Source organism: Aphanothece microscopica RSMan92, from assembly GCF_046613545.2.
Classification (GTDB): domain Bacteria; phylum Cyanobacteriota; class Cyanobacteriia; order PCC-6307; family Cyanobiaceae; genus NIES-981.
In genome coordinates this window covers 1-21226 of the sequence record NZ_JBKKKY020000050.1, presented here as the reverse complement: position 1 = coordinate 21226, position 21226 = coordinate 1, and the positions used below count along the sequence as shown (strand labels likewise).

Here is a 21226-nt window from a genome sequence, read left to right as displayed (position 1 = left end):
CTTCGGTCGTCTTTGCGAGGCCGCCGGTTGGTGGCCCACAACGCCAGCCACGACAGCGCCGTGCTTAGCGCCAGTTTCGAGGTCTGCGGGCTCACACCACCGGTGCTCGACTGGCACTGCACCGTCTCCATGGCCCAGGAACTGCACCCAGGCCTCGACAGCTACGCCCTCGGCGCCCTCTGCGATCAACTCGGCGTGAGCAGCGAGCCCTTCAGCCCGGACGCCGCCCACCAGGCCGCCTACGACGCCCGCTTCACCTACCTCCTCTATCGCCACCTGCAGCGCGATCAGCTGTCCCGCCGTCTGGCGGCACAAGCCAACCCCTTCAGCAGCTCGCGGGTCGATACCCCTTTCCAGTCCTTCTCCGACGACCGGCTCGTTAATCAAGCCCCGTTTCAGCGGCTCGCCGCCGTGCTCCAGAGCGTGGCCGCTGACGCCAACCGCCAGTCGCAGGGTGCGGTGTTGATCGGTGAACCTGGCGCCGGCAAAACCCACCTGGTGATGCGCCTGGCCCAGGAGGTATTGCAGAGCAACCGCCTGCTGTTCATTCGCCAGCCCACCCAGGCCACCAGCGTTCTCTTTCACATCTATTCCCGCACCCTTGAATCGCTGGTGGAGCTGGTGGGCGATGGCCCCCACAGCCAATTGGACCTGCTGCTGATCCGATCGATCAGGGGCATCTTCGCCGAGGCTGGCACCAGCACCGAGCGCGACCGCGAGATCCTCGCGGCCCTGGAAGCTGAAGACCTTGGCCGGCTTGGGCAGGAAGGGAGTGACGCCCGCCGCCAGCGCTGGGAACGGATCGAAGTGGTCCTGCTGCGCTGGTGGGCCGATCACCACGGCGCCGCGGGCTACGGACGTCAGATCCTCCAGGGTCTGCTGCGCTTCTGCCGCTACAGCGAACCCCGCCGCCGCGAGAGCTGCCGCCGCTGGCTGGCCACCGGTGAGCACGAGCCGGTGGATCGAGAACTGGAAGGCCTCAGCCCCTGGAACGAGGAGCAGCTGCGGGAGGAGTTCTCCCTGCAGGCCCTGCGTGTGATCGGCCTGCTCTGCTGCCTTGATCAGCCCCTGATTCTCGTCTTCGACCAGCTGGAGGGTCTTTGGCTGGAGGGCAACCGAGCCGTGCTGCTCCGCTTCGGCGAGGTGATCAAGGAGTTGTTCACCCATGTCCCCCACGCCCTGGTGCTGGTCACCCTGTTTCCCGACCGGTGGCAGCAGTTCCAGAACGACTTTGACGGCAGCATCACCGGCCGGGTGGCCCAGCACGTGATCCAGCTGGAGCAACCCAGGCCCGATCAGATCGAGGAGATTCTCGATCTGCGTCTTCAGCCGCTCGGAGCCAGCGCCCGGGAACTCTTCTCCAGTGAGGAGATCACCGCCATCGCCCGCCAGCCCTCCATCCGCAGCTGCATCAACCGGGCAGGCGCCGTTTTCGAACATCGCGTGCGGGGGGTGCCGCTGCCCCCGCCGCCGGCAGCGGCTGCAGTGGCTTCCCATGCCGCCGATGGCCTGGGTCTGAACCGGCGCCTGCTGCTGCTGGAGCAGCAACTGGGACAGATCTTGCAGCGCCTCGATCGCTTGGAAGGCAGGGCGCCCGTTTCCGCATCCACCATCACCCCGGCCATGCCCCAGGCCATGGAGACGGGTCACCCTCCCGACGCCGAGGGGATCCTTCCTGCGGATGTTTCGGAGGTTGCCGGCACCGAGCCGTCCATCGCCTCCGACGAACTCAGTGCCTATGAGGCCCTTTTCCTGCGCTACCGCACGGCCACCCTCGAGGTGATCACCGAGCGATGGCAGCGCTCGCAGATCGTTGATGAATCCGATGACGCCGGCAAGCTGAAGCAGATCTGCACCGGCTACCAGCAGATCCGTTCCCTGAGAATCGGGGCGCTGCGCCTCGGCAACAAGCGGGTGCCGGACAACGTGCTGATCGAAAGCACCGGCCCGTCGCGCTGCATCGCCTTTATGCACGTGGCCAATGCCAACGCGATCACGGCCCGTCTGGGCAACCTCAACCAGCTGGTGATGAAGTATCGCCAGGCCCAGTTCGTGCTGATGCGCGATGGCTTTGCCCCTGTGATCCGCTCACCGGGCGGCATGGCGGCGATGGAGGCCTTCCGCAACGGCAGCGGCGACGGTCGCAAGCGCACCTTCTGGCGCCCACTCGACCACGACAACCGGGTGGCCTTGGAATACGTGCATCAGCTCGTGAGCGACATCGTCAACCGGGAACTGGACCTGCCCCTGCCGGCGGGCCTGGAGCTCCTGGCCCGCCACGACTCCGACAACTGGGTGGTGAAGCTGCTCCACCCTGCCTGACCACGGCCAGGGATTCAGGCCGAAGGCTCAGGAAAGACGCCATTCACCTCAAACTGTCTCCGCTGGAAGTGCCACACGCTGTTGTCATCCAGGCATCGCAAGGCCACGTCGCTGGTATGGCTTTCCACCTGCACATCCTCCTGATCAAAGGGGGTGCTCTGAAACACGCAGCAGCTGATCGCACCGAACTGCACCACATCGTCAATGCTGCGGGCCGAGTGATACTCAAAGGCTTCAAGTCCGGCCTCACGCATCCGCTGGCCCGTGGCCTGGGCAAAACGCGTATCGACAGGATCACGCAGGCAGCGCTGCAGGGCTTTGGAGTGTTGCTGTTGCAGCTGCAGTCCACGCTCCGTGCGCACGTTCACGTGGAACAGGGTTTTGCGCATCGCCGCGCTGCGCGGAAAGGGCCGTTCAGGTCCGGCTTGAAACACCAGCTCGTAGAAGGCCCCCTCCAGGAGGCAACCCAGGCGTGATCGTGAGCCATAGAACAGGCCCCGTTCCCAGGGCCTGGAAAAGCGCGACCCATAGCGTTTCGGATAGCGGAACGGGGTGAGAAGCAGCCGATGCCGCACCGGGCATTCTTCCGCATCCGGCAGATCGGGTTTGCTGGTCTCCAGAAAGTCCTCCAGCCAGGCCTGCTCCTCCAGGCTGTCGGCGATGCGCCGCGTGGCCTGGGCACCCTGCTGCTCCACCAGCCGCATCACCACCCCATCCAGCCGGGCGATAGCCGTGAGATCAACCTTTGGCGCCGGGCTCACGGCCGCCCGCGCATCGCGTCGAGATACTGCACCAGTTCCACCAGCTGCACCGGCTGTTGCAGCTGCTGCCGGGGGATCCCGCCGGTGTGACGGTTGGCGGTCTCCAGCCAGTGCCGCATCAAGGCCGGGTCATCGCCCACCAGGGCAGAAAGGCTGCGATGCAGACGCAGCACCAAGGCCATCATCTGCCGGGTGTGGGGATCGATGCGTCCCTGAGCCCGGCCTTGTTCGAAGAACGTGCGGCTCTTGCCGATGGCCTGCGCTGTTTCCTGGGCCGTCAGGCCCAGCTCCTCACCCGCTCGCTGCAACGCCTTGCGCAGCAGGACGTTCTCATTGACGCCGCTGGTGGCCTCGCTGGGCCTGCTCTGAACGGCCACTTGCCTCCTCCGTCGTCGTCCCACTATGCCTCAATCGCGGCAAATCGGAACCACTTGCCTCGACTGAGTCAGTTCAAGGCGGCCGGAGGCCTGTGCTTCTCCGGCATCTTTCCAGGGGGTGTATCGATCAGATCGCTTGGCGGAACAGTGATCGCGTCTAGCCTGGTCAAGCAAAACGTCTCACCGACTTGCTCCCCTCCGTTGTCGCCAGCGAGCTGGAGCAAGTAGCGCAAGACGGGATCCGCACTGCCTTCCACCCCACCACCCCGGGCTTCAAAGGGCTGATCGATCGCTTCCTGGCCGATCGCGAGCGGCTGCTCAAGGGCCCCTACGTGTCAGTGGCGCTGCCGTTCCACCAGGGCTCCGGCCGCGACTGGTTTCCCCAGATCCCGCTTCCGTTCCCCCCCTACCGGCACCAGGAGAAGGCCTTCGACCGGCTGTTGCCTGGAACGCCCCGCAACACCCTGGTGGCCACCGGTACGGGCTCCGGCAAAACCGAGTGCTTTCTGCTGCCGCTCCTCGAGCACTGCCGCCTGCAGCACGCCCAGGGCCAGCGGGGCATCAAGGCGATCCTCATCTACCCGATGAACGCCCTGGCCACCGATCAGGCCCGCCGCATCGCCGATCTGGTCCACACCATCCCCGCCCTGGCGGGCCTGCGCGCCGGCCTCTACATCGGTGCCTCCGACGATGACCCCACCGCGGCAATGACCGCCACCAGCGTCATCACCGACAAAGAAGCGCTGCACAAGGCTCCGCCCGACATCCTGCTCACCAACTACAAGCAGCTCGACTACCTGCTGATCCAGCCCCACGTGCAGGCCCTCTGGCTCCACAACGGGCGCCAGCCGGATGGCACCAGCGTGTTGCGCTACCTGGTGGTGGATGAGTTCCACACCTTCGATGGCGCCCAGGGCACCGACCTGGCCTGTCTGATCCGCCGTCTGCGCGATCGCCTCCACTGCCCCGGGGAGGAGCTGGTGTGCGTGGGTACCTCCGCCACCCTCGGCGGCCCCGAATCGCGGGGCGCGATGCGCGACTACGCCGGGCAGATCTTCTCCAGCCGCTTCGAATCGGATTCGTTGATCGAGGAGGAACGGCTCAGCCCAGAGGAGTTCTTCACGGCCCACACCGCCTTCGGCGAGGAGGGACTCTTCGCCCTGCCGCTGCCGGGGCTCGAGGTGCTTGAGGCCCTGGATCCGGAACACGCCAGCAGCGCCGACGCCTACATCCAGAAACAGGCAGAACTTTGGTTGGGGGAAACCCTGCCGGCTCCGCCAGGCGATGCCGTCGCCGATGAGGGTTGGCGCCTGGAGCTGGGTCTGCGGCTCGGCACCCTGCCGGCGGTGCACAACCTGGTGCGCCAGGCCGCCACCACCTGTTCCATCGAGGAGCTGCTGGTGCGCTTCTCCCGGCAGCTCGGCCTCGGCGATCGCTATCCACTGCGCTACCGGGTGCTGCTGCTCGAAAGCCTGCTGGCCCTGCTCGCCCATGCCCGCCGCATCACCAACAAACTCGACGGCACGCCCGTGGTGGTGCCCTGGCTCAACCTGCGCCTGCAGCTCTGGCTGCGGGAGCTCAAGCGCATGGTGGCCTCGGTGGAGGCCGAGCCAAAGCTGATTCACTCCGACGACCTGGCCGGCAAGGACAGCGGCGCCCATCTACCGGTGGTGCATTGCCGGGATTGCGGTGCCACCGCCTGGAGCTCCACCCTGCTGAATCAGGGCAGCCATCACCTCGATCGCGGCGGCAACCTGCGGGCGTTCTACAAAGCCTACTTCTCCGGCCAGCCGGAAGTTCGTTATCTCTTCCCCCAGCAGCCCTTCCAGCCTGGCGTCCCTCAGCCCGAAGCCACCCCGGAAGCGGCCAGCCTCAAGGTGCTCTGTGCCGACTGCCTCACGGTCCACTCCTCCAAAGACCTCAAGGACGTGTGCACCAACTGCCAGAGCCGTGAGCTGCTGCTGGTCGATATGCCCGATTGCGGCTACCTCGATGAGAACAACCATCCCCGCATCAGCCGCGACTGCCCCTACTGCAACGCCCAGCAGGGCCTGTTGCTGCTGGGTACATCAGCCGCCAATCTCACCAGCACCTGGAGTTCCTCGCTGTTCGCCTCCGCCTTCAACGGCGACAAGAAGCTGCTGGCCTTCTCCGATTCGGTGCAGGATGCCGCCCATCGCTCCGGCTTCATCGCCGCCCGCGCCTACCGCACCTCCTTCCGCACCGCCCTCACCCACACCCTGCAGCAAACCGGGCCTCTACCGCTCGATCAGTTGCAGGACCAACTGATCAGCCGCTGGCAGCAGGAACTGCCGAATCCGGTGGACTTCGCCGCCACCTTCTTGCCGGCTGATCTGGAATGGCTGCGGGAGTGGGACGCTCTGACACATCAGGACAACCCGGTCCTGGGCGCCGACGGCTTCCTGGTGCGCACCGTCTGCGAACGCCTGCGCTGGGAGGTAGCCGCTGAATTCGGCTATCGCTCACGCCTCGGCTCCTCGGTGGAGCAGGCCGGATCGGCGGCCGCCGCTGTGGATCCAGCCCGCATCGAGGCCCTGCTGCCGGCCCTGCTCAGCCGCCTGCAGAACGAAGTGGAGCCCCTCCGCCATGCCCGGATCGGTCAGGTGCAGCAGCTGGTGGTTGGGCTGCTGCATCAGCTGCGCCAGCGCGGTGCTATCGCCGTTCCCGAGCTGGTGGGGCCTGATGGCAAAGGGACGGAGTACCTCAGCAGCGGAGCGGAGAACACCTTCAAGTTCAACCAGATCCTGCACACCCCCAAGTTCGGCCGTTCCTCCACCCGGCCGATCTTTCTCACCAGCTACAGGGGCAAGGGAAGCTTCCAGCAGCTGGTGCGTGAGAAGGGCCGCCCAACCTGGAGCCAGCACTGGTTGGCGCGCACGCTGGAGGCCAGCGCCCCACTCGAGGCCGAGCAGCAGAAGGATGCGCTCCAGGCCGTGGTGGCGGCTCTCACGGAGGCTGGCCTGCTGCAGGGCTTCTCCGGCGCGCGGGGGGAACACATCTGGGCGATACCGCCCCAGGTGCTGCTGGTTGCCGCCCAGCCCCAGCTGCTGCGCTGCGCCTGCTGCGGCGATGGGCAGAGCGCGCTCACCGAGCAGCTGCCGGTGTGGGAGGGCATGGCCTGCCTGGTGCGCCACTGCCCAGGTCACTACGGACTTGATCCCCGCGCCGGCCTGCCGCTTTACCGCCGCCTCTACGAGCGCGGTGCGGTGCACCGCATCGTGGCCCGCGAGCACACCGGTCTGCTGGCGCGTCCTGATCGCGAGCGGCTGGAAACCCAGTTCATCCGCGGTAAGTACCGCAGCGATCCCAACCTGCTCTCGGCCACCTCCACCCTGGAGATGGGCATCAACATCGGTGATCTCTCCACCGTGCTGCTGGCCTCGGTGCCACCGGAGCCCGCCAATTACCTCCAGCGGATCGGTCGTGCCGGCCGCCGCGATGGCAATGCCGTGGTCGGCACCATCGTCACCGGCACCGCCCACGACCTCTATTTCTTCTCCGATCCCCGCGAGATGCTGCAGGGGCAGGTGAGCCCCCCCGGCTGCTACCTCGACGCCGCCGCGATCCTCAAACGCCAGCTGCTGGCCTACACGATCGATCGCTGGGTGCAGAGCGGCATCACCGCGAAGGCGCTTCCGCGCAAGCTCAAGCCCGTGCTCGATGCCGTGGAGCAGGCCGGCAAGGAAGCCACCATCCCCGATCGCTTCCCCTACAACTGGCTGCGCTGGTGCCATGCCGAACAGTCGGCCCTGCTCGATCGCTTCCTGGGGCTCTTCGATGAACAGCTGCAGGAGCCCAGCCGTCAGGAGCTGCGGGCCTACTTCCTCAGCTCCCCCGATGCCGGCGAGTCGGCTGCCTTCACGGCGCCTTTTGCCAGAGGCCTGATCGTGCGGCTCGAGGAGCTGATCGCGGAGCGCAAGCGCCTGCGCAACGAGGCCACCAAACTGCGCGAGCGCTTCAACAAGCTCGCCGCCATCCCGGAGACCTCTCTGCTGGAGCAGCAGCGGGACGACAAAGACTCGATCCGGCGCGAGCAGATCGCCTACAACCAGCTGCGCAAGGACCTCGATGGCCGCCCCCTACTGGCCATGCTCACCGATGAGGGCTTCCTGCCCAACTACGCCTTCCCGGAAGCCGGCGTGACGCTCAAGTCGGTGCTCTGGCGCCGGCTGCCCGCCCGCGGCGGCGGTGCCCGCCGCACCGAGGAGCTTCCGACCCTCAGCTACGAGAGGCCTGCCAACGTGGCCATCCGTGAACTCGTTCCTGACGGCCAGTTCTATGCCCAGGGCCGGCGGGTGAAGGTGGATCAAATCGATCCCAACCTCAACAAACCGGAGCGCTGGCGATTCTGCCCCTCCTGCTCCTACGCCTGCCGCGAAACCGACGATGACTACAACCGCAAGGAGTGCCCCCGTTGCGGCCACAGCAGCTACGCCGACCATGGTCAGGTCAAGGAGATGGCCCGCCTGCGTCAGGTGCAGGCCACCACGGAAGACGCCCGCAGCCGCTTCGGTGATGACACCGACGAGCGCAATCCACTCTTCTTTCACCGCGAACTGCTGATCCTTCCCGATCTGGCCCGCCGCGAGATCTCACTGGCTGTCGACGACGAGGAGTTCCCCTTTGGCGCCGAATACCTGGCCAGCACCACCTTCCGCGAGATCAACTTCGGGGAGCTCACACCCATCGGAACCACCCACACCATCGCCGGCAAACCCCTGCGGGTGAGGGGCTTCGAGCTCTGCCGCAGTTGCGGCAAGGTGCAACGCGGCCCCGCCAGGGCATCCAACCACACCTGGGCCTGCACCTTCCGCGACAAGCCCGACAACGCCCAGCTCCGCAACCTCCTGTTCATGTACCGGGAGTTCAGCTCCGAGGCCCTGCGCTTCCTCCTGCCCGGTGCCAGCTTCTGGGATGAGGAGGGCCAGCCCTCTTTCGTGGGTGCGCTCCATCTGGGCCTGCGCCATCGCTTCGGCGGCAAGGTGGACCATCTGAGCTCTGCCCTCGGAGAAGAACCCCAGCCCGGCAGCCAGCAGCGCAAAACCTTTCTCTATCTCTTTGATTCCGTCCCCGGCGGCACAGGCTATGTGCGCCAATTGATGGAGCAGGGCGGCAAGGATCTGCGCGCGGTGTTCCAGGGCTCGCTCGAGGCTCTGCAGGCCTGCCCTTGCAGCGACGGCTGCTACCGCTGCATCTTCATGTACCGCCAGCGCTTTGATCGCGAGCGCACAAGCAAACGCCGCGCCATCGAGCAGCTGCAGGCGATTCTGCGTCGCTGGGACGACCTCCAGGCCACCGACCGCAGCCTTTCGGAGATCACGATCAACAGCCGGGCCGAAAGCGAACTGGAGCTGCGCTTCCTCGAGGCCCTCCGCACCGGCAAGGGTGCCCCTGATGGCGTGCCGGTGGTGCTCAAGCAGGACGTGATCCATGGCCGCATCGGCTACCTGCTCAAGATCGGCAGCGGGCCAGCGGCCACCACCTGGAAGGTGGAGCAGCAGGTGCCGCTGGGTGAGGGCGAAGGCGTGGCGGAGTTCTCCCGCGCCGACTTCCTGCTCACCCCCACCGCCGGCGGCAAACCGATCGCCATCTACACCGACGGCTGGGAGTTCCACCGATGCCGCCTCGCCGATGACGCCCGCCAGCGCATGGCCCTGCAGCGCAGCGGCCGTTACTTGATCTGGTCGCTCAGCTGGAACGATGTGGTGGAAAAACTGCCCAGCGCCCAGTCCCCGCTCGAACCCAATGGCTTGGCAGTGGGCGTGTTGCCGACCTTCGCCACCAAGCCAGAGACGTTCACCGATCGCTGGTGGCCCGAGGCGGTGCTCCAGACCCTTCCTCAGCCGCCGCTGCTGATGCCCCGCGACGTGCAGGCAGCCAACAGCCTGCAACTGCTGATGGCCTACCTGACCAACCCCTCAGAGCGCCTCTGGCAAGGGCTGGGCCAGCTGTTCTGCCTGGCTCAGGGCAGCTCCAAAGCACTCGATGCCCCCGAGATCAACGCGTCCATCAACCATCTGGCGTTGGCCGATCACGTGGCTGAGTGGGAGGGCAACGAGCCTGGGAAGCGGGTCGGCCAGGTGCTGGCTATCGCGCCAGGTCTCACGGCAGTGAATCTGCTGGACCAGGCCCGCCATGGCTGCCGGCACCCTGCCGCCAGCTGTCGCTCCATCCACTACGACCCGGAACCCGCCAGTTCGGACCAGCAGCGGCAGAGTGCCTGGCAGGAATGGTTGCGTCTGGGCAATCTGTTCCAGTTCCTGCCCCACATGCTGCTCACCACCCCCGGCTGGAGCGGAGCGGACCAAGCCGCAGCCGTGGACCCCCCAGCGGTGTGGGTCACTGGGGAGGCGGCAGGCAGCAGCGGGGAAGCGGACACGCCCTCCAACCCGGAGCTGCAGCGGCAGTGGAATCAGGCTCTCGATCTGGCGGACCCAGAATCAAGTCCGGTGCTCCTGGCATTGCGTGACCCTCTTTTACAGGGACAGATCCCCTTCCCCGATCTTGGTTACGAGCTGGTCGGGCCGAAGGGAGACGTGGTGGCCCAAGCGGAGCTTGCCTGGCCCAATAGAAAACTCACAGTGCTCTCTAACAAGGAGGACCTCGCCGTCTTTTCACGAGCTGGATGGAGGTGCCTGGAGATCAGGGGAGGAGCAGAAGTAGCCATTAAAATTAGACTCTCGCTAGGGAATAACTACGCCTAAGTATTTATTTGTGCCAACATATTCAACGATCTCCACGCTTTAAGTGACTTGCTTCAGCTGCTTGACGGCTTTCGCTTTCCAGCCATCCATTCCCTCATCGATGGCCCAACTTTCAGAAGGACTGTGGCTGGCCCGGAAATGTAGCTATGATCACCCTATCAGGGAGCCATTCGAAGTGGCAACAGCCTCGCATCCAGTGATTCTTCCTGCAGTTCGTTGAGTGAGTCTTGGACCTGACGGACCTCATACCGGAGATCCCCGCCTTACTGGAGGAGCTGGACGAACTTCTTAGAGGGCACACCACTGTTGCTTGCCTCGAGCACTTGAAGTGGCTAGGGGCCTTCATGTGTATTCCGCCGATTCAAAAAAGCCTGGTAGGTGCAGCCACCACTGAGGATGAAGCCTTAGAACTCGTTCGGAAGCACAGGCCCAGTCTCATAGTGGTCAGCCAGAGTCTCCAGCAAGGAACTGGATTGTCATTGGTGGCGAGGGCGGAGGCAATCGACCGCGCGACTAAGACACTGCTCGTCGCCGATGATTCAAACGAGACCTTAGTGCGGGAGGCACTAGCACGAGGTTGTGAAGGAATCTGCTTCCAATCAGAGCGCTTCATACCGGCCCTTCGAGTGGTCGCAGGAGGAGGGGTCTACTACCCACAGCCTGTTGCAGCAGTCTTGCGACAGCAGGCTCCTCCACAATTAGTGGAACCTTTGACGGCACGGGAACGAGAGGTCCTCAACCGTCTGATGCTTGGACTGAGTGACCAGCAAATCAGCAAGCAACTGGTGGTGAGCCCAGAAACCGGCAAAACTCTTGTGAAGCATATTTTCCAGAAACTTCGTGTAGACAACCGAAGGAAGGCTGTAGTGAGGTCTATTGCTGCAGGGCTGATCAACCTAGAATCGGCGCTTGAGGGGAGCACCATGGTTTCTGGCTGACCTGTGCGGCGATGTAGCGTCTATGAGGACATGAAAGCGGAAATCCCCCATTTAGGGGATGTGATGAGGTGGGATCCCAAGTGATGGTAAAGGGGTATAAGAGTTGCTTCGGTCACAGCATTCCGAATCATGCGCCTAACCTCGAAGCTACAATCTTCTCAAGCAGCAAGCCTATCTCTTCAGAAGAGCATGGCAGTTGAAATGCATACTTGATCAGATTTATACATCAACTATCTTTCCTATCCGCTAAACCATGATGACAAGTAACTACGAGCTTATTAGAAATCAGCATGAGGAATGGTACGGCACTCGAATTGGAGACTGGGGCGCTGACGTGCTCGCAGATAGATACGATGAAAAGTCTCATTTCATCTATGAACTCTTGCAAAATACCGAAGACGCCCTAAAGCGCAGGCACGATCAGTCGGGTAGTAAAATAGCAACTTTTACTCTTGACACTGACCGGCTTAGTCTTCGTCACTATGGAAAACCATTCGACGAAGAGGATGTTCGTGCGGTTTGCTCAATTGCCAGGAGTACGAAAGACCTTACTTCAATTGGCAGATTTGGCCTTGGCTTTAAGTCCGTATTTACGTATTCAGAACGACCAGAAATACATTCCGGGGCAGAAGACTTCATGATTCAAGATTACGTTATGCCTCATGGTATTGCAGCAATTAATAAGGAAGAAAATGAAACAGTGATTTCAATTCCATTTCGTAGTTCAGATGAGTTTCTGCTTCACGAGCTGCGCTCAAAACTGAAAAGTCTTGGGCCCGAAATACTGCTCTTTCTTCGCGAACTTGAGCAGATTAAATGGTCAGATTATGAAGGGAACAAAGGAGCGTATTCAAGGCATGTCGAAGTAATTGACAAGACAGCAAGACGGGTGTCATTGCACGCAGATTCTGACATCCGAACCGAAGAAGAAAAATCTCGAAAATTGCAGCTCGATGAAAAATGGCTAGTGTTCTCTAAAGAAGTCTACAATGCAGGCGAGGTAGTAGGATTTGTTGAACTAGCTTGGCTGACTGATGGCGGCAAAGAGGGCGAGCAAGAAACCCTTTTAGAGCTAGACCGCTCATATCTCTATGTGTATTTCCCCACAGTAATTGACACGCACCTTGGTTTCTTAGTACAAGGACCTTATAGGACTACATCAAATCGAGATAATGTTCCTTGGCGTGAAGAATGGAACCGACTTTGCATAGAGTCCACATCGGAACTGTTGGTAGATGCATTGATCTGGCTAAGGAATTATAGGCTGCTTGACCTGAATGCACTGAGCTGCTTGCCAATCTCCAGGACACGTTTTTCAGGGGGGATGTTTGAACCTCTCTACCATTCCACAGTCAAAGCATTCTGTGAGCAAGAGCTTGTTCCAGTGCACCCAAGCGGTTATAAGCCAGCACAGCAGGTCAAGATATCGAGTTCAGAGGCTTTGAAGGAGCTGATAAGCAGTGAGCAGTTGACGCAGCTCTTCAATAGTGAGATACCACTGTTTTGGCTTGCAGATGCCAACAGTCTTTCACTTGATTCTGAGGTAGAGACTTTTCTTGCTGACGAATGTAGTATTGAATCGCTGAGTCTATCTGAAATAGTTCCCAGATTAACACCTGGGTTTCTAACTGAGCAGTCAGACGAGTGGATGCGTTCGCTCTATGAATTATTGAATACCGAGGCATTTCACACTTGGTATCTTAAAGGCGCCACGCTCCTTAGACTTGAGAATGGCTCTCATGTTTCAGCGTTCTTAGACGACGTAGCGCAGGCATATCTACCTGCATCCTATAAGACCGAGTTTCCGACTATCAAGAAGACGGTATGTAATAGCCCTGATTCACTGCGGTTCCTACGGGGTCTTGGGCTTGCTGAACCAGATCTAGTAGATAATGTTATTCATAACATCATTCCTCGCTACAAGCCTACTTCGAATCAGGACAGAGAACTGCCTGCCGATAAGGTTTACGAAGAAGATATTCGTCAGATCTGCAAGGCTTATCGTGAAACCTCTGGAATCAGGGTCAAACAGCTAGTCGGTAAGCTAAAGAATATTCCATTTGTACTTTGCGTTGATATGGCTGATGGAAAAGCATGCATGGCACGACCGACTGAAGTCTGCTTGTGGACAAAACGACTTTATGAACTTCTTAATGGCATCGACGGAATTTTGTTGACAAATCGTTCAGCAAAGATTCTCCTTGCCGAGGACTCACGCACAATGTTAGAGGCCTGTGGTGCATCTCGTGAACTCAGGCACGAGTATGCCGGCCTGTCATGGACTGAGATGGCGGACTTACGAAAGCAGTCTGAACAGCCAGAGACATCGAATCGAAAAGATGATCACGACAACAAGATACTTCTAGGCTTAGAAGAGCTTCTTATCTTATTGCCTTCATTGCCAGATCAAGAGCAAGTGAAGCGCGCATCCCTACTTTGGGAGGAACTGAGTACAATCGCGAATAGAAGAGGTCCAGAATTTTTTAAATGCACATACTCATGGACTTATCACGGCAAGTACTCAGTAAAGTTTGAGCCTAAATTTATCGGCCAACTCAATGCCTGCTCATGGATTCCCGATGGTAGCGGGGGGCTAGTCTCGCCTTCTGAAATCTGCTTTTCAGCTCTTGGGTGGAAACCAAACAACGCATTAAACAGCAGCATTAAATTCAAATCTGAAAGCATCGATATTCTGGCCAACGAACTAAACCTTGACTCAAAGATGCTCGGTATAATAGCTAAATTATTTAGGGATACTCCGGAAGATTATGAAAAGCTAGAGAGTTTCATTGAAGGACTGGTGAAACACAAGTCGTTGTCACCGCAACAGGTTTCCGATCAAGAGCCGACCTCTATGGCAAGCATGAATAATGAGGCAGGCGATTCTATTCATTCTGAAAATTCAAAATTAGATAAAGAGGGGCTTCCATCTGCAATAGAGCCAGGCAATAACGATAGCATGAAGTCTGATGCTATTTCGCCTAACGCTCAGGCAGGGACAGCTCAGAGTTCAAGCCCTATTAGACAATCTACGGCAAATACTAGTTCTGATACGCAACCTCTTCACAGTCAGACAGCTCAGGCTAAGACGACTCCTTTAAGGCCAGCCTCGGCAAACGGGCGCAAAACCCAGAGCGAGTTGGCCTCCACCAGGGACTCTAAGAATCCAGCCGATCCCCAGAAGAAGGCTGACGGGACAGGGAATCAAACCACCCAAGGCTATAAGGAGTTTGTCTCGTTCATTTCCTTGAGTGCGGACAGTTTCGGCAATGATCTCAACGGACTTGCCCAAGAAGAAAGACTACGACTTGAAGAAGAGGCCATCTTGCTGATAATGGCTAAGGAGCCTGGCTGGAGTCGCACTCCACTCAATAATATTGGATTTGATCTCTATCGTGGAGGAACTTTAGACGCCCCAAATGAGGTGTGCGAAGTCAAGTCTATGAGCTCAACTCTAGCGGATAGACCTGTTGCCATGTCCAGAGCGCAGTTCGAATGCGCTCAGCGTCTTGGAAGTCGTTTCTGGCTCTATGTTGTCGAAAGAGCAGGCACCAATGATGCCGGGATACTTCGCATCCCCGATCCTGTCGGAAAAACAACAAGCTATTCAATTGATAGAGGCTGGAGGTCTATCGCTATAAAGGACACTCAGGCCTCTGCGCCCTTGGATAAGATTGAAAGCCTCATCGCCCCTGCATATAAAGCTCTTCTGGAGAATCTGAGAAATACATCTGATTCGCGTGAATTCATAGATCCTGATGTTGGATTTGAATTGACCGACGAGAAGGGTGCAATTGTTGCTTATGCGGAACTTGCTTGGCCAACGCAGAAAATGGCTATTGTCGACACTGAAGAGGACCTGTCCGTGTTCGAGGCCTATGGTTGGCAATGTTGGGCATCAGAAGAAGGCTTAGACTTCGGCCTCCATTCTGGACTTCGTCTAGCCACTGTCGAGGCTCTGAAACCACTTCTTCTTAAGTAGCTACATGATCCCAGATAAACTAACCGTTGCCCTCTCCACCGGCTTTCTTAAGGCTCTCAACCAGCTGCCGGAGAAGGCCCGCGGCAAGGTGGCGGCATTCATTTCCAAGTTTCGCGATAACCCCCGCAGTCCTGGCCTCAACTACGAGCGCATCGAAGGCGGTAAGGACCCTCTGATCCGCTCAATCCGCGTCGATCAGGACATCCGCTGCATCCTGCGGGCGCCGGAGCAGGGAGATACCTACGTGCTGCTCTGGATCGACAAGCACGACGACGCCTATGACTGGGCTCGGCGGAAGACCTGCCATGTGAACCGGGTTTCTGGTGCCCTGCAGATCGTCGATGTCGAGGCGGCCGAAAGTGCCGTTGGGGTTGCAACCGCAGCGGCCGGCACTGAAGCCATCCCAGCAGCTCCCATTGCCATTGCCAGCCAGGAGAACCGGGCCAATACAGAGCTGGCTTCGTTGTTCACCCATTGCGACGATGACCAGCTCATGCTGCTCGGCGTACCCGAGGCCTTGCTACCTGCAGTGCGTGCTGTCCAGAGCGAAGAGGCCCTGGCGAGGCTGATCGAATGGGTGCCGCAGGATTGCGTCGATGGCCTGATCCTGTTGGCTGAGGGAAGGCCGATCCAGGCGGTGATCGAGGAGCTGGAGCGCCAGCGGCCGGACCACATCGATCCCGAGGATGTGGCCACGGCGTTGGCCACACCCGAGAGCCAGGCGGAGTTTCTCGTGATCACCGATGACGACGAGCTGGAAGCCATGCTCTCAGCGCCGCTGGAGCAGTGGCGGGTGTTCCTGCATCCAAGCCAACGACGACTGGTGAATCGCGACTGGAACGGCCCGGTGAGGGTTCTGGGGGGCGCCGGCACAGGCAAGACGGTGGTGGCCATGCATCGCGCCCGCTGGCTGGCCAATCGGTTGCTGGCCTCGGATACCCCTGGTCAGGTGCTGTTCACCACGTTCACCCGCAACCTCGCCACCGACATCCGCAGCAACCTCGCCAAGATCTGCAGTCCAGAAGAGCTCCGGCGTATCGAGGTCATCCACCTCGACGGGTGGGTGATGACCTTCCTCAAGAACCAGGGTTTGCAGGTGCGGGTCTTCAACGACGAAGCCCGCGAGGCCTGCTGGAGCCTCGCCATGGATGTGGCCGACCCTGCCATGGGGCTAGAGGAGCGCTTCTACATGGAGGAGTGGAAAGATGTGGTGCTCGCCAATGGCTGCCGCTCCCGCGACGACTACCTGGCTGCACGCAGGATCGGCCGCGGCACCCGCTTGAGCAAGCAGCAGCGGGCTCAGATCTGGCCGGTGTTCGATGCCCTTCGCGCTGAGTTCCGGCAGCGCGGTCTCTGGGAACCGGAAGAGGCCAAAACCGCAGCGGCAGATCTGCTGCGCAATGCCGATCAGGGGGGGCGCTACCTGGCAGTGGTGGTGGACGAGGCCCAGGACCTTGATGTTGCCTCCTTCTCCCTGATCCGCGTGCTCGCGGGCGAGCCCCACGCCAACGACCTGTTCATCGTGGGTGACCCGCACCAACGCATCTACGGCAAGCCGATCGTGCTCAGCCGCTGTGGCATCGACGTACGCGGTCGTTCTCGCAAGCTGCGCATCAACTACCGCACCACCGAGGAAACCCGCGCTTGGGCCACGGCTGTCCTGGAGGGGGTCAACTTCGACGACCTTGATGGCGGCAACGATCCCAGCAGCGATTACCGCTCGCTGCTCCACGGCGAGAAGCCCGTGCTCCGGGGTTTCGAGGACCCGGCTGACGAACAGCGCTTCCTACAAGACTCCCTCACCCAGCTTCGCGGGATCGATGGCAACCTCGCCTCCACCTGCGTCACCCTGCGGACCAAGACGGCCCGCGACCGGGTCGCCCAGGCACTGGAAAAGGCGGGGTTCCCTGTTCGGCTGATTGAGGCCAATGAAGCCGATGATCCCAGCGATCCCGCCCTGCGCGTGGCCACGATGCATCGCGTCAAAGGGCTGGAATTTGACCAGGTCTTCATCCCCGAGCTCACCGCCGAACAGATGCCCTACCGCGTGGAGGTGAGCAGGCGGCCGGATCAGGTCTCGCGTGAGCAGTTCGAGCAGCAGGAGCGATCCCTGCTTCATGTGGCGGCCACCCGAGCTAAGAAAAGGGTGGTCGTGACCTACAGCGGCAAGCCATCGTCATTTCTGACGCCGAGAGGCTGAGCTACGGCGGAGAGCACACAGCATTCAGGCGGGATGTGCCTCGCCGTCTACCTTTGGCTGCCCAGGTGCCTCTGGGCAGATCAGATCCGCCGCCTGCCGCTCCTCGCTGAGCATCTGGAACAGCACATTGGGCGACTCATTGAGCATCTCGATCCAGTGACCGAGATAGGCGGCATGGCTCTCCATCTCGCTGCCGAGCTCCAGCCGATCGCCGAGCAGCACCGCCCGTAATTCGGCGATCAGCTCCTCACGGGCATAGCGCGCCCTCCCGAAGGCACCGCTCAGATCTGGCTTCATCCGGGACTCATGGTCGATGGAGTGGATCTGCTCGTGGGCCCAGGTGACACAGAACGAAGCAGGCGTGTGGAAGCTGGCGCGATCGGGCAGCTGGATCCGATCGATGGCGGCAGGCAGACAGCAGCCCCGATCCCCTCAAAAGCTGACCGGCACTCCCTGCTCGATCAGCTGGCGGCTCACCGTCCTCGAGGGCCTCTCACTCCGCGCTGCAGCCGAGCGGCTGGAGATCAGCGCCATGTCGGTGCAGCGGGCCCAGAAGAAAGCGCTCGCCGCCCTGCGTCAGCAGCTGGTGGGGGCGGGCTGAGGCCCCTTGGCTTAGGCCTGCTCGAACACCAGCGTGGAAAGCGGCCACCAGCCGCTGCCGCCCTCGTCGTAGGCCAGCTCCACCATCGGATCGTCCTCGGGAGTCCCGGCCGCAGGGCTGAGCACCGTGGCGCCGGTCTCTGGGCTGATCAGATCCCGCCAGCAGCGCGAGCCAATCACCGGCAGGGCAGTCGTGGGATCAGGCATGGGTCAAGGGCTCACCATCACCCGGTTGCCAGCGCCGCTGTTGCTCACCGCCGCGAACTGTCGCCGCTGGGCCGACCAGCAAAGCGAGCGCCAGCCCAGATCGGCCGGGGAGCTGCGCACCGTCCAGCTGAGGCCGTCTGGGCTGGTCATGATTCGGTTGCCGGTGCCGCTGCTGGCCACAGCTACCAGCAGCTCTCGCTCCGGCGCCCAGCAGAGGGAGGTCCAGGCGTTGTCGGCCGCCGAACTGCGGCTGGTCCAGTTGATGCCATCCGGGGAGGTCATCACCCGGTTCCCTTTGCCGCTGCTGCTCAGCGCCACCAGCAGACCCAGCTCAGCCGCCCAGCAGAGCGCCATCCAGTTGGTGTTGGCGGCAGCCGTCCGCAGTGTCCAGTTACGGCCATCGGGAGAAGTCATCACCCGTTGGGTCCCGCCAGTGCTGCTCACCGCCACCAGCAGCCCCAGTTGAGGCGCCCAGCAGATGGAACGCCACTCCTGATCCGCGGCAGCCGGGCCGTCCGTCCAGGTGAGGCCATCGGAGCTGGTCATTACGCGGTTGCCCGTGCCGGTGCTGGCCACGGCCACCAACAAGCCCAACTCGGGTGCCCAGCAGATCGAGGTCCAGCTGTTGTCGGCTGGCGTCTGGCGCAGGTCCCAGCTGCGGCCATCCGCTGAGGTCATCACCCGCTGGCCGGTGCCGCTGTCGCTGACGGCGACAAACAGTCCCAGCTCAGCGGCCCAGCAGAGCGCCACCCAGTTCTGATCGGCTGCTGCCGGTTGGGCGCTCCAACGGATGCCATCGCTGGAGGTCATCACCCGGTTGCCGCTGCCGCTGCTGGCGACGCAGGCGTACAGGCGCAGTTCCGGCGACCAGCAGATCGCCTGCCAGCTGTTGTCCGCCGCCGAGCGCACGGTCGACCAGAGCACACCGCTGATCCCCAGCACCGGCAGCGGGCTCAGGAGGTCTGCCATCGCCGCTGCCGGCAGCTGGTAGGTGCCGGCCTGGGGCCCGACGGGACGGGTGATCGCGAGCAGGTCACCTGGTTGGAGGGTCATCAGCTGCGGCGCTCAGGGCAGGGCCGGCAGGGTGCTCAGGTCCAGCGGCATGTAGTCCCCGGCCGGCTGGGCGGTGGCCATCGCCGCCTGCAGCTGGGCCGCGTCCACCACCCGCCCGGGGGTGCCGTCCGCCAGCGCCAACGGATCGGCCAGCTGCACCACGCCGGTAGCGGCGGTTGTTGCGGGCTCGACGCTCAGCAGCGGTTGGGCTGGATCGCTCTCATCGACGGCCAGCGGTGCGGCCACCTGGATGCGGATCACGCCTGCGCCATCGGGGCCCAACGCGGCGTTGGCACTCCAGTTGCTGCCGTCAAACAGCAACAGATCCCCCTGGGCGATCTCCTGGCCGGCGATACCGCTCCAGCTGGCCATGGCGGGGCCTGAGGCACTGGCCAAGTACACGTCTCCAACAGCGGCATCGGCAGGGGCCTCGTCGCTTGTGGGATCGATTGCACCCCGGTAGTGCAGGGCGCCGGGGATGGCGGCATGGAGAGTGCCATCGGCATCCACCGAGAGGTTGGTGCCCGGCCTGATCGCCCCGATCGCCGCCGCCGTGGCCGGCGTGAGCATGAAAGCCTTGACCTCATCAGCCGTTGCCCGGTAGGGCGTGCTGCCGCGCTGCACCAGCAGCAGGTCGGTGGGCTGGGGCAGGGAGCGGCCGGCGGTGCGGCTCTCGGTGGTGGTGGCCATGGCGATCATTGGAAAAGCGGAATGCGATTGAGACGAGGGATCAAGGCGGCAGTGGGCTGAGCAGGCGCAGGTCCAGTGCGATCACCACCACCCCATTGCTGGCGGTGGCACTGATGAGCGGCGCCAGGGCCTGCACGGCACTGACACCCCCGGATGGCGGTGGTTCAGGGGTGCCGCCGTCCTGCAGCTGGGCCAGGCCCAGGAAGATCACCCCCTGCGGCCGGCTGCTGCTGCGGCACTGGGCCGTCAGCTCGGCCAGCACGGCCGGATCGGGAGTGAGCATCGGCGCCAGGGCAGTGCTGCTGAGCTGTTGCCAGGCCCCAGCCAGGGATGCGCTGGCCGGGGCAGCGCTGGCGGCTGGGATCAGAGCAGGGCATCCCCCAGCTCCAAGGCCGCGAGATCGGCAGGATCGCTGCTGGCAACACCCGTGCCGTCGCTTGTGGGCGTGCTGCTGCCGCTGGCCTGGGCCTCCAGCGCCGTGGCTTGCTCCACGAGCTCAGCCTTGGTCTGGCTGCCATCGAGCTCCACGCCGTAGACGGTGGAGCAGAACTCGACGATCTGGGCCTTGGTCATGGCCTGGAAGTCGGTGGGCTCTGAAGCCAGCAGGGCTTCTCCGTCGCTGGTGGTGGCTTTCGTTGACTCAGGCGGCTCTCCGGAGGGCGTGGGCTCATCTGGTGCTGCCGCGGGCTCCGTCACTTCTGGTTGCTCGGGCTCGAGGTCGAGCGCATCCACCAGCTCCGGCTCCGGCGCGGTGTCCCCGGCATCAACCGGGGCCGGGTTATCGCCGCCGCTGGCGGGGCTGAGCAACTGCCAGCCCAGGGCCTGCCAGCCGGCCAGGTGCACCGGCCAGATCGAGCGGGTCACGCCGTCCTTGGCGATCAGCAGCTGGCTAGGAGGCAACAGCGATGCATCGCCCACACCCGGATCAGGGCTGACGGTGAGCCGCTGCTCCGGGCCCGAGAGGCGAACAGGCGTGGAGGCGGGGTTGCTGCTGTCGAAGGGCTGCAGCAGCTCCAGCGGCAGCGCCTCAGCTCCGGCGGCTGCGGTGGTGAGGGTGTCGAGTGGGGTGTCCATGGCGCTCACCTCACAGCCCCTGGTTGGCGGTGAGCGCCACGGTCATCCCCACCGGCGTGGCGGGAGAGACCGTCGCCCGCGCCAGCCGCAGGCAGGGCGGAGTGATCAGCTCGCTGTCGGCCGGATTGATCAACAGGGCAGCGCCGCTGATGATCGCCTCCACCTTGCCGCCGGCGGCAGGGATGGCGACGGCTGCGGCGGTGATCCAGCTGCCAGCGTTGCCATCAGCCAGTAGTGGCGCCAACTCCAGGGTCACCGTCACCGCCTCGCTGTGCCCAGGGTGGGAGGCCACCAGCA

The 21226-nt window shown here is 62.2% G+C and carries 15 protein-coding genes; 6 read left to right on the top strand and 9 right to left on the bottom strand.

The window, feature by feature from the left end; all coding sequences use genetic code 11:
* A partial coding sequence (locus ACLD7X_RS12465) for a hypothetical protein (protein ID WP_411423965.1) occupies nt 1–2322 on the top strand: 2322 nt, incomplete at its 5' end.
* Nucleotides 2323–2336: 14 nt separating this feature from the next.
* Here the strand turns inward: ACLD7X_RS12465 and ACLD7X_RS12460 are convergent.
* Nucleotides 2337–3083, bottom strand: a complete 747-nt coding sequence (locus ACLD7X_RS12460; protein ID WP_411423964.1) for an RES family NAD+ phosphorylase — start codon at nt 3081–3083, stop codon at nt 2337–2339.
* Nucleotides 3080–3460 (bottom strand): antitoxin Xre/MbcA/ParS toxin-binding domain-containing protein, encoded by a 381-nt coding sequence (locus ACLD7X_RS12455; RefSeq protein WP_412007165.1) that lies wholly within the window; start codon nt 3458–3460, stop codon nt 3080–3082. The genes ACLD7X_RS12460 and ACLD7X_RS12455 overlap by 4 nt, the downstream gene beginning before the upstream one ends.
* A 188-nt stretch (nt 3461–3648) precedes the next feature.
* On the opposite strand from ACLD7X_RS12455, the gene ACLD7X_RS12450 reads away from it, so the two are divergent.
* From ACLD7X_RS12450 to ACLD7X_RS12435, 4 genes are all read left to right on the top strand, one after another.
* Nucleotides 3649–10185: a DEAD/DEAH box helicase gene (locus ACLD7X_RS12450; RefSeq protein WP_411423962.1), complete on the top strand. Its 6537-nt coding sequence runs from the start codon at nt 3649–3651 to the stop codon at nt 10183–10185.
* Between the two features lie 227 nt (nt 10186–10412).
* Nucleotides 10413–11123 carry a LuxR C-terminal-related transcriptional regulator gene (locus tag ACLD7X_RS12445; RefSeq protein WP_411423961.1) on the top strand — a complete coding sequence of 237 codons (711 nt, stop codon included), beginning with the start codon at nt 10413–10415 and terminating at the stop codon, nt 11121–11123.
* A 253-nt stretch (nt 11124–11376) separates the two neighbouring features.
* Nucleotides 11377–15105 carry a sacsin N-terminal ATP-binding-like domain-containing protein gene (locus tag ACLD7X_RS12440; protein WP_411423960.1) on the top strand — a complete coding sequence of 1243 codons (3729 nt, stop codon included), beginning with the start codon at nt 11377–11379 and terminating at the stop codon, nt 15103–15105.
* A 4-nt stretch (nt 15106–15109) separates the two neighbouring features.
* A complete protein-coding gene (locus ACLD7X_RS12435) occupies nt 15110–17305 on the top strand; it encodes a 3'-5' exonuclease (protein WP_411423959.1) in 2196 nt (731 codons plus the stop codon).
* Between the two features lie 24 nt (nt 17306–17329).
* Here the strand turns inward: ACLD7X_RS12435 and ACLD7X_RS12430 are convergent, their stop codons facing one another.
* Complete coding sequence (locus ACLD7X_RS12430) at nt 17330–17692, bottom strand: zincin-like metallopeptidase domain-containing protein (RefSeq protein ID WP_411423966.1); 363 nt, start codon at nt 17690–17692, stop codon at nt 17330–17332.
* 13 nt (nt 17693–17705) lie between these two features.
* Between ACLD7X_RS12430 and ACLD7X_RS12425 the strand changes: the two genes are divergently transcribed.
* Nucleotides 17706–17906, top strand: coding sequence for a sigma factor-like helix-turn-helix DNA-binding protein (locus tag ACLD7X_RS12425; RefSeq protein WP_412007163.1), 201 nt, complete (start codon nt 17706–17708; stop codon nt 17904–17906).
* Between the two features lie 11 nt (nt 17907–17917).
* Here the strand turns inward: ACLD7X_RS12425 and ACLD7X_RS12420 are convergent, their stop codons facing one another.
* The 6 genes from ACLD7X_RS12420 to ACLD7X_RS12395 form a co-directional block, all read right to left on the bottom strand.
* Entirely contained in the window at nt 17918–18112 is a 195-nt protein-coding gene (locus ACLD7X_RS12420) for a hypothetical protein (protein ID WP_411423957.1), read from the bottom strand.
* A gap of 3 nt (nt 18113–18115) precedes the next feature.
* Nucleotides 18116–19165 (bottom strand): hypothetical protein, encoded by a 1050-nt coding sequence (locus ACLD7X_RS12415; protein WP_411423956.1) that lies wholly within the window; start codon nt 19163–19165, stop codon nt 18116–18118.
* Between the two features lie 12 nt (nt 19166–19177).
* Nucleotides 19178–19855, bottom strand: coding sequence for a hypothetical protein (locus tag ACLD7X_RS12410; protein WP_411423955.1), 678 nt, complete (start codon nt 19853–19855; stop codon nt 19178–19180).
* A 40-nt stretch (nt 19856–19895) separates the two neighbouring features.
* Nucleotides 19896–20138, bottom strand: coding sequence for a hypothetical protein (locus tag ACLD7X_RS12405; RefSeq protein WP_411423954.1), 243 nt, complete (start codon nt 20136–20138; stop codon nt 19896–19898).
* Between the two features lie 80 nt (nt 20139–20218).
* Nucleotides 20219–20929 carry a hypothetical protein gene (locus ACLD7X_RS12400; protein ID WP_411423953.1) on the bottom strand — a complete coding sequence of 237 codons (711 nt, stop codon included), beginning with the start codon at nt 20927–20929 and terminating at the stop codon, nt 20219–20221.
* A 10-nt stretch (nt 20930–20939) separates the two neighbouring features.
* Nucleotides 20940–21226: hypothetical protein (locus ACLD7X_RS12395; RefSeq protein WP_411423952.1), on the bottom strand; the 287-nt coding region annotated here is incomplete at its 5' end.

Bases quoted from the DNA above. Each gene is read 5' to 3' on its own strand.
- ACLD7X_RS12425 (WP_412007163.1), top strand. From the start codon at position 17,706: ATGGCGGCAGGCAGACAGCAGCCCCGATCCCCTCAAAAGCTGACCGGC.
- ACLD7X_RS12435 (WP_411423959.1), top strand. From the start codon at position 15,110: ATGATCCCAGATAAACTAACCGTTGCCCTCTCCACCGGCTTTCTTAAG.
- ACLD7X_RS12400 (WP_411423953.1), bottom strand. From the start codon at position 20,929: ATGGACACCCCACTCGACACCCTCACCACCGCAGCCGCCGGAGCTGAG.
- ACLD7X_RS12440 (WP_411423960.1), top strand. From the start codon at position 11,377: ATGATGACAAGTAACTACGAGCTTATTAGAAATCAGCATGAGGAATGG.
- ACLD7X_RS12420 (WP_411423957.1), bottom strand. From the start codon at position 18,112: ATGCCTGATCCCACGACTGCCCTGCCGGTGATTGGCTCGCGCTGCTGG.
- ACLD7X_RS12415 (WP_411423956.1), bottom strand. From the start codon at position 19,165: ATGACCCTCCAACCAGGTGACCTGCTCGCGATCACCCGTCCCGTCGGG.
- ACLD7X_RS12405 (WP_411423954.1), bottom strand. From the start codon at position 20,138: ATGCTCACTCCCGATCCGGCCGTGCTGGCCGAGCTGACGGCCCAGTGC.
- ACLD7X_RS12410 (WP_411423955.1), bottom strand. From the start codon at position 19,855: ATGGCCACCACCACCGAGAGCCGCACCGCCGGCCGCTCCCTGCCCCAG.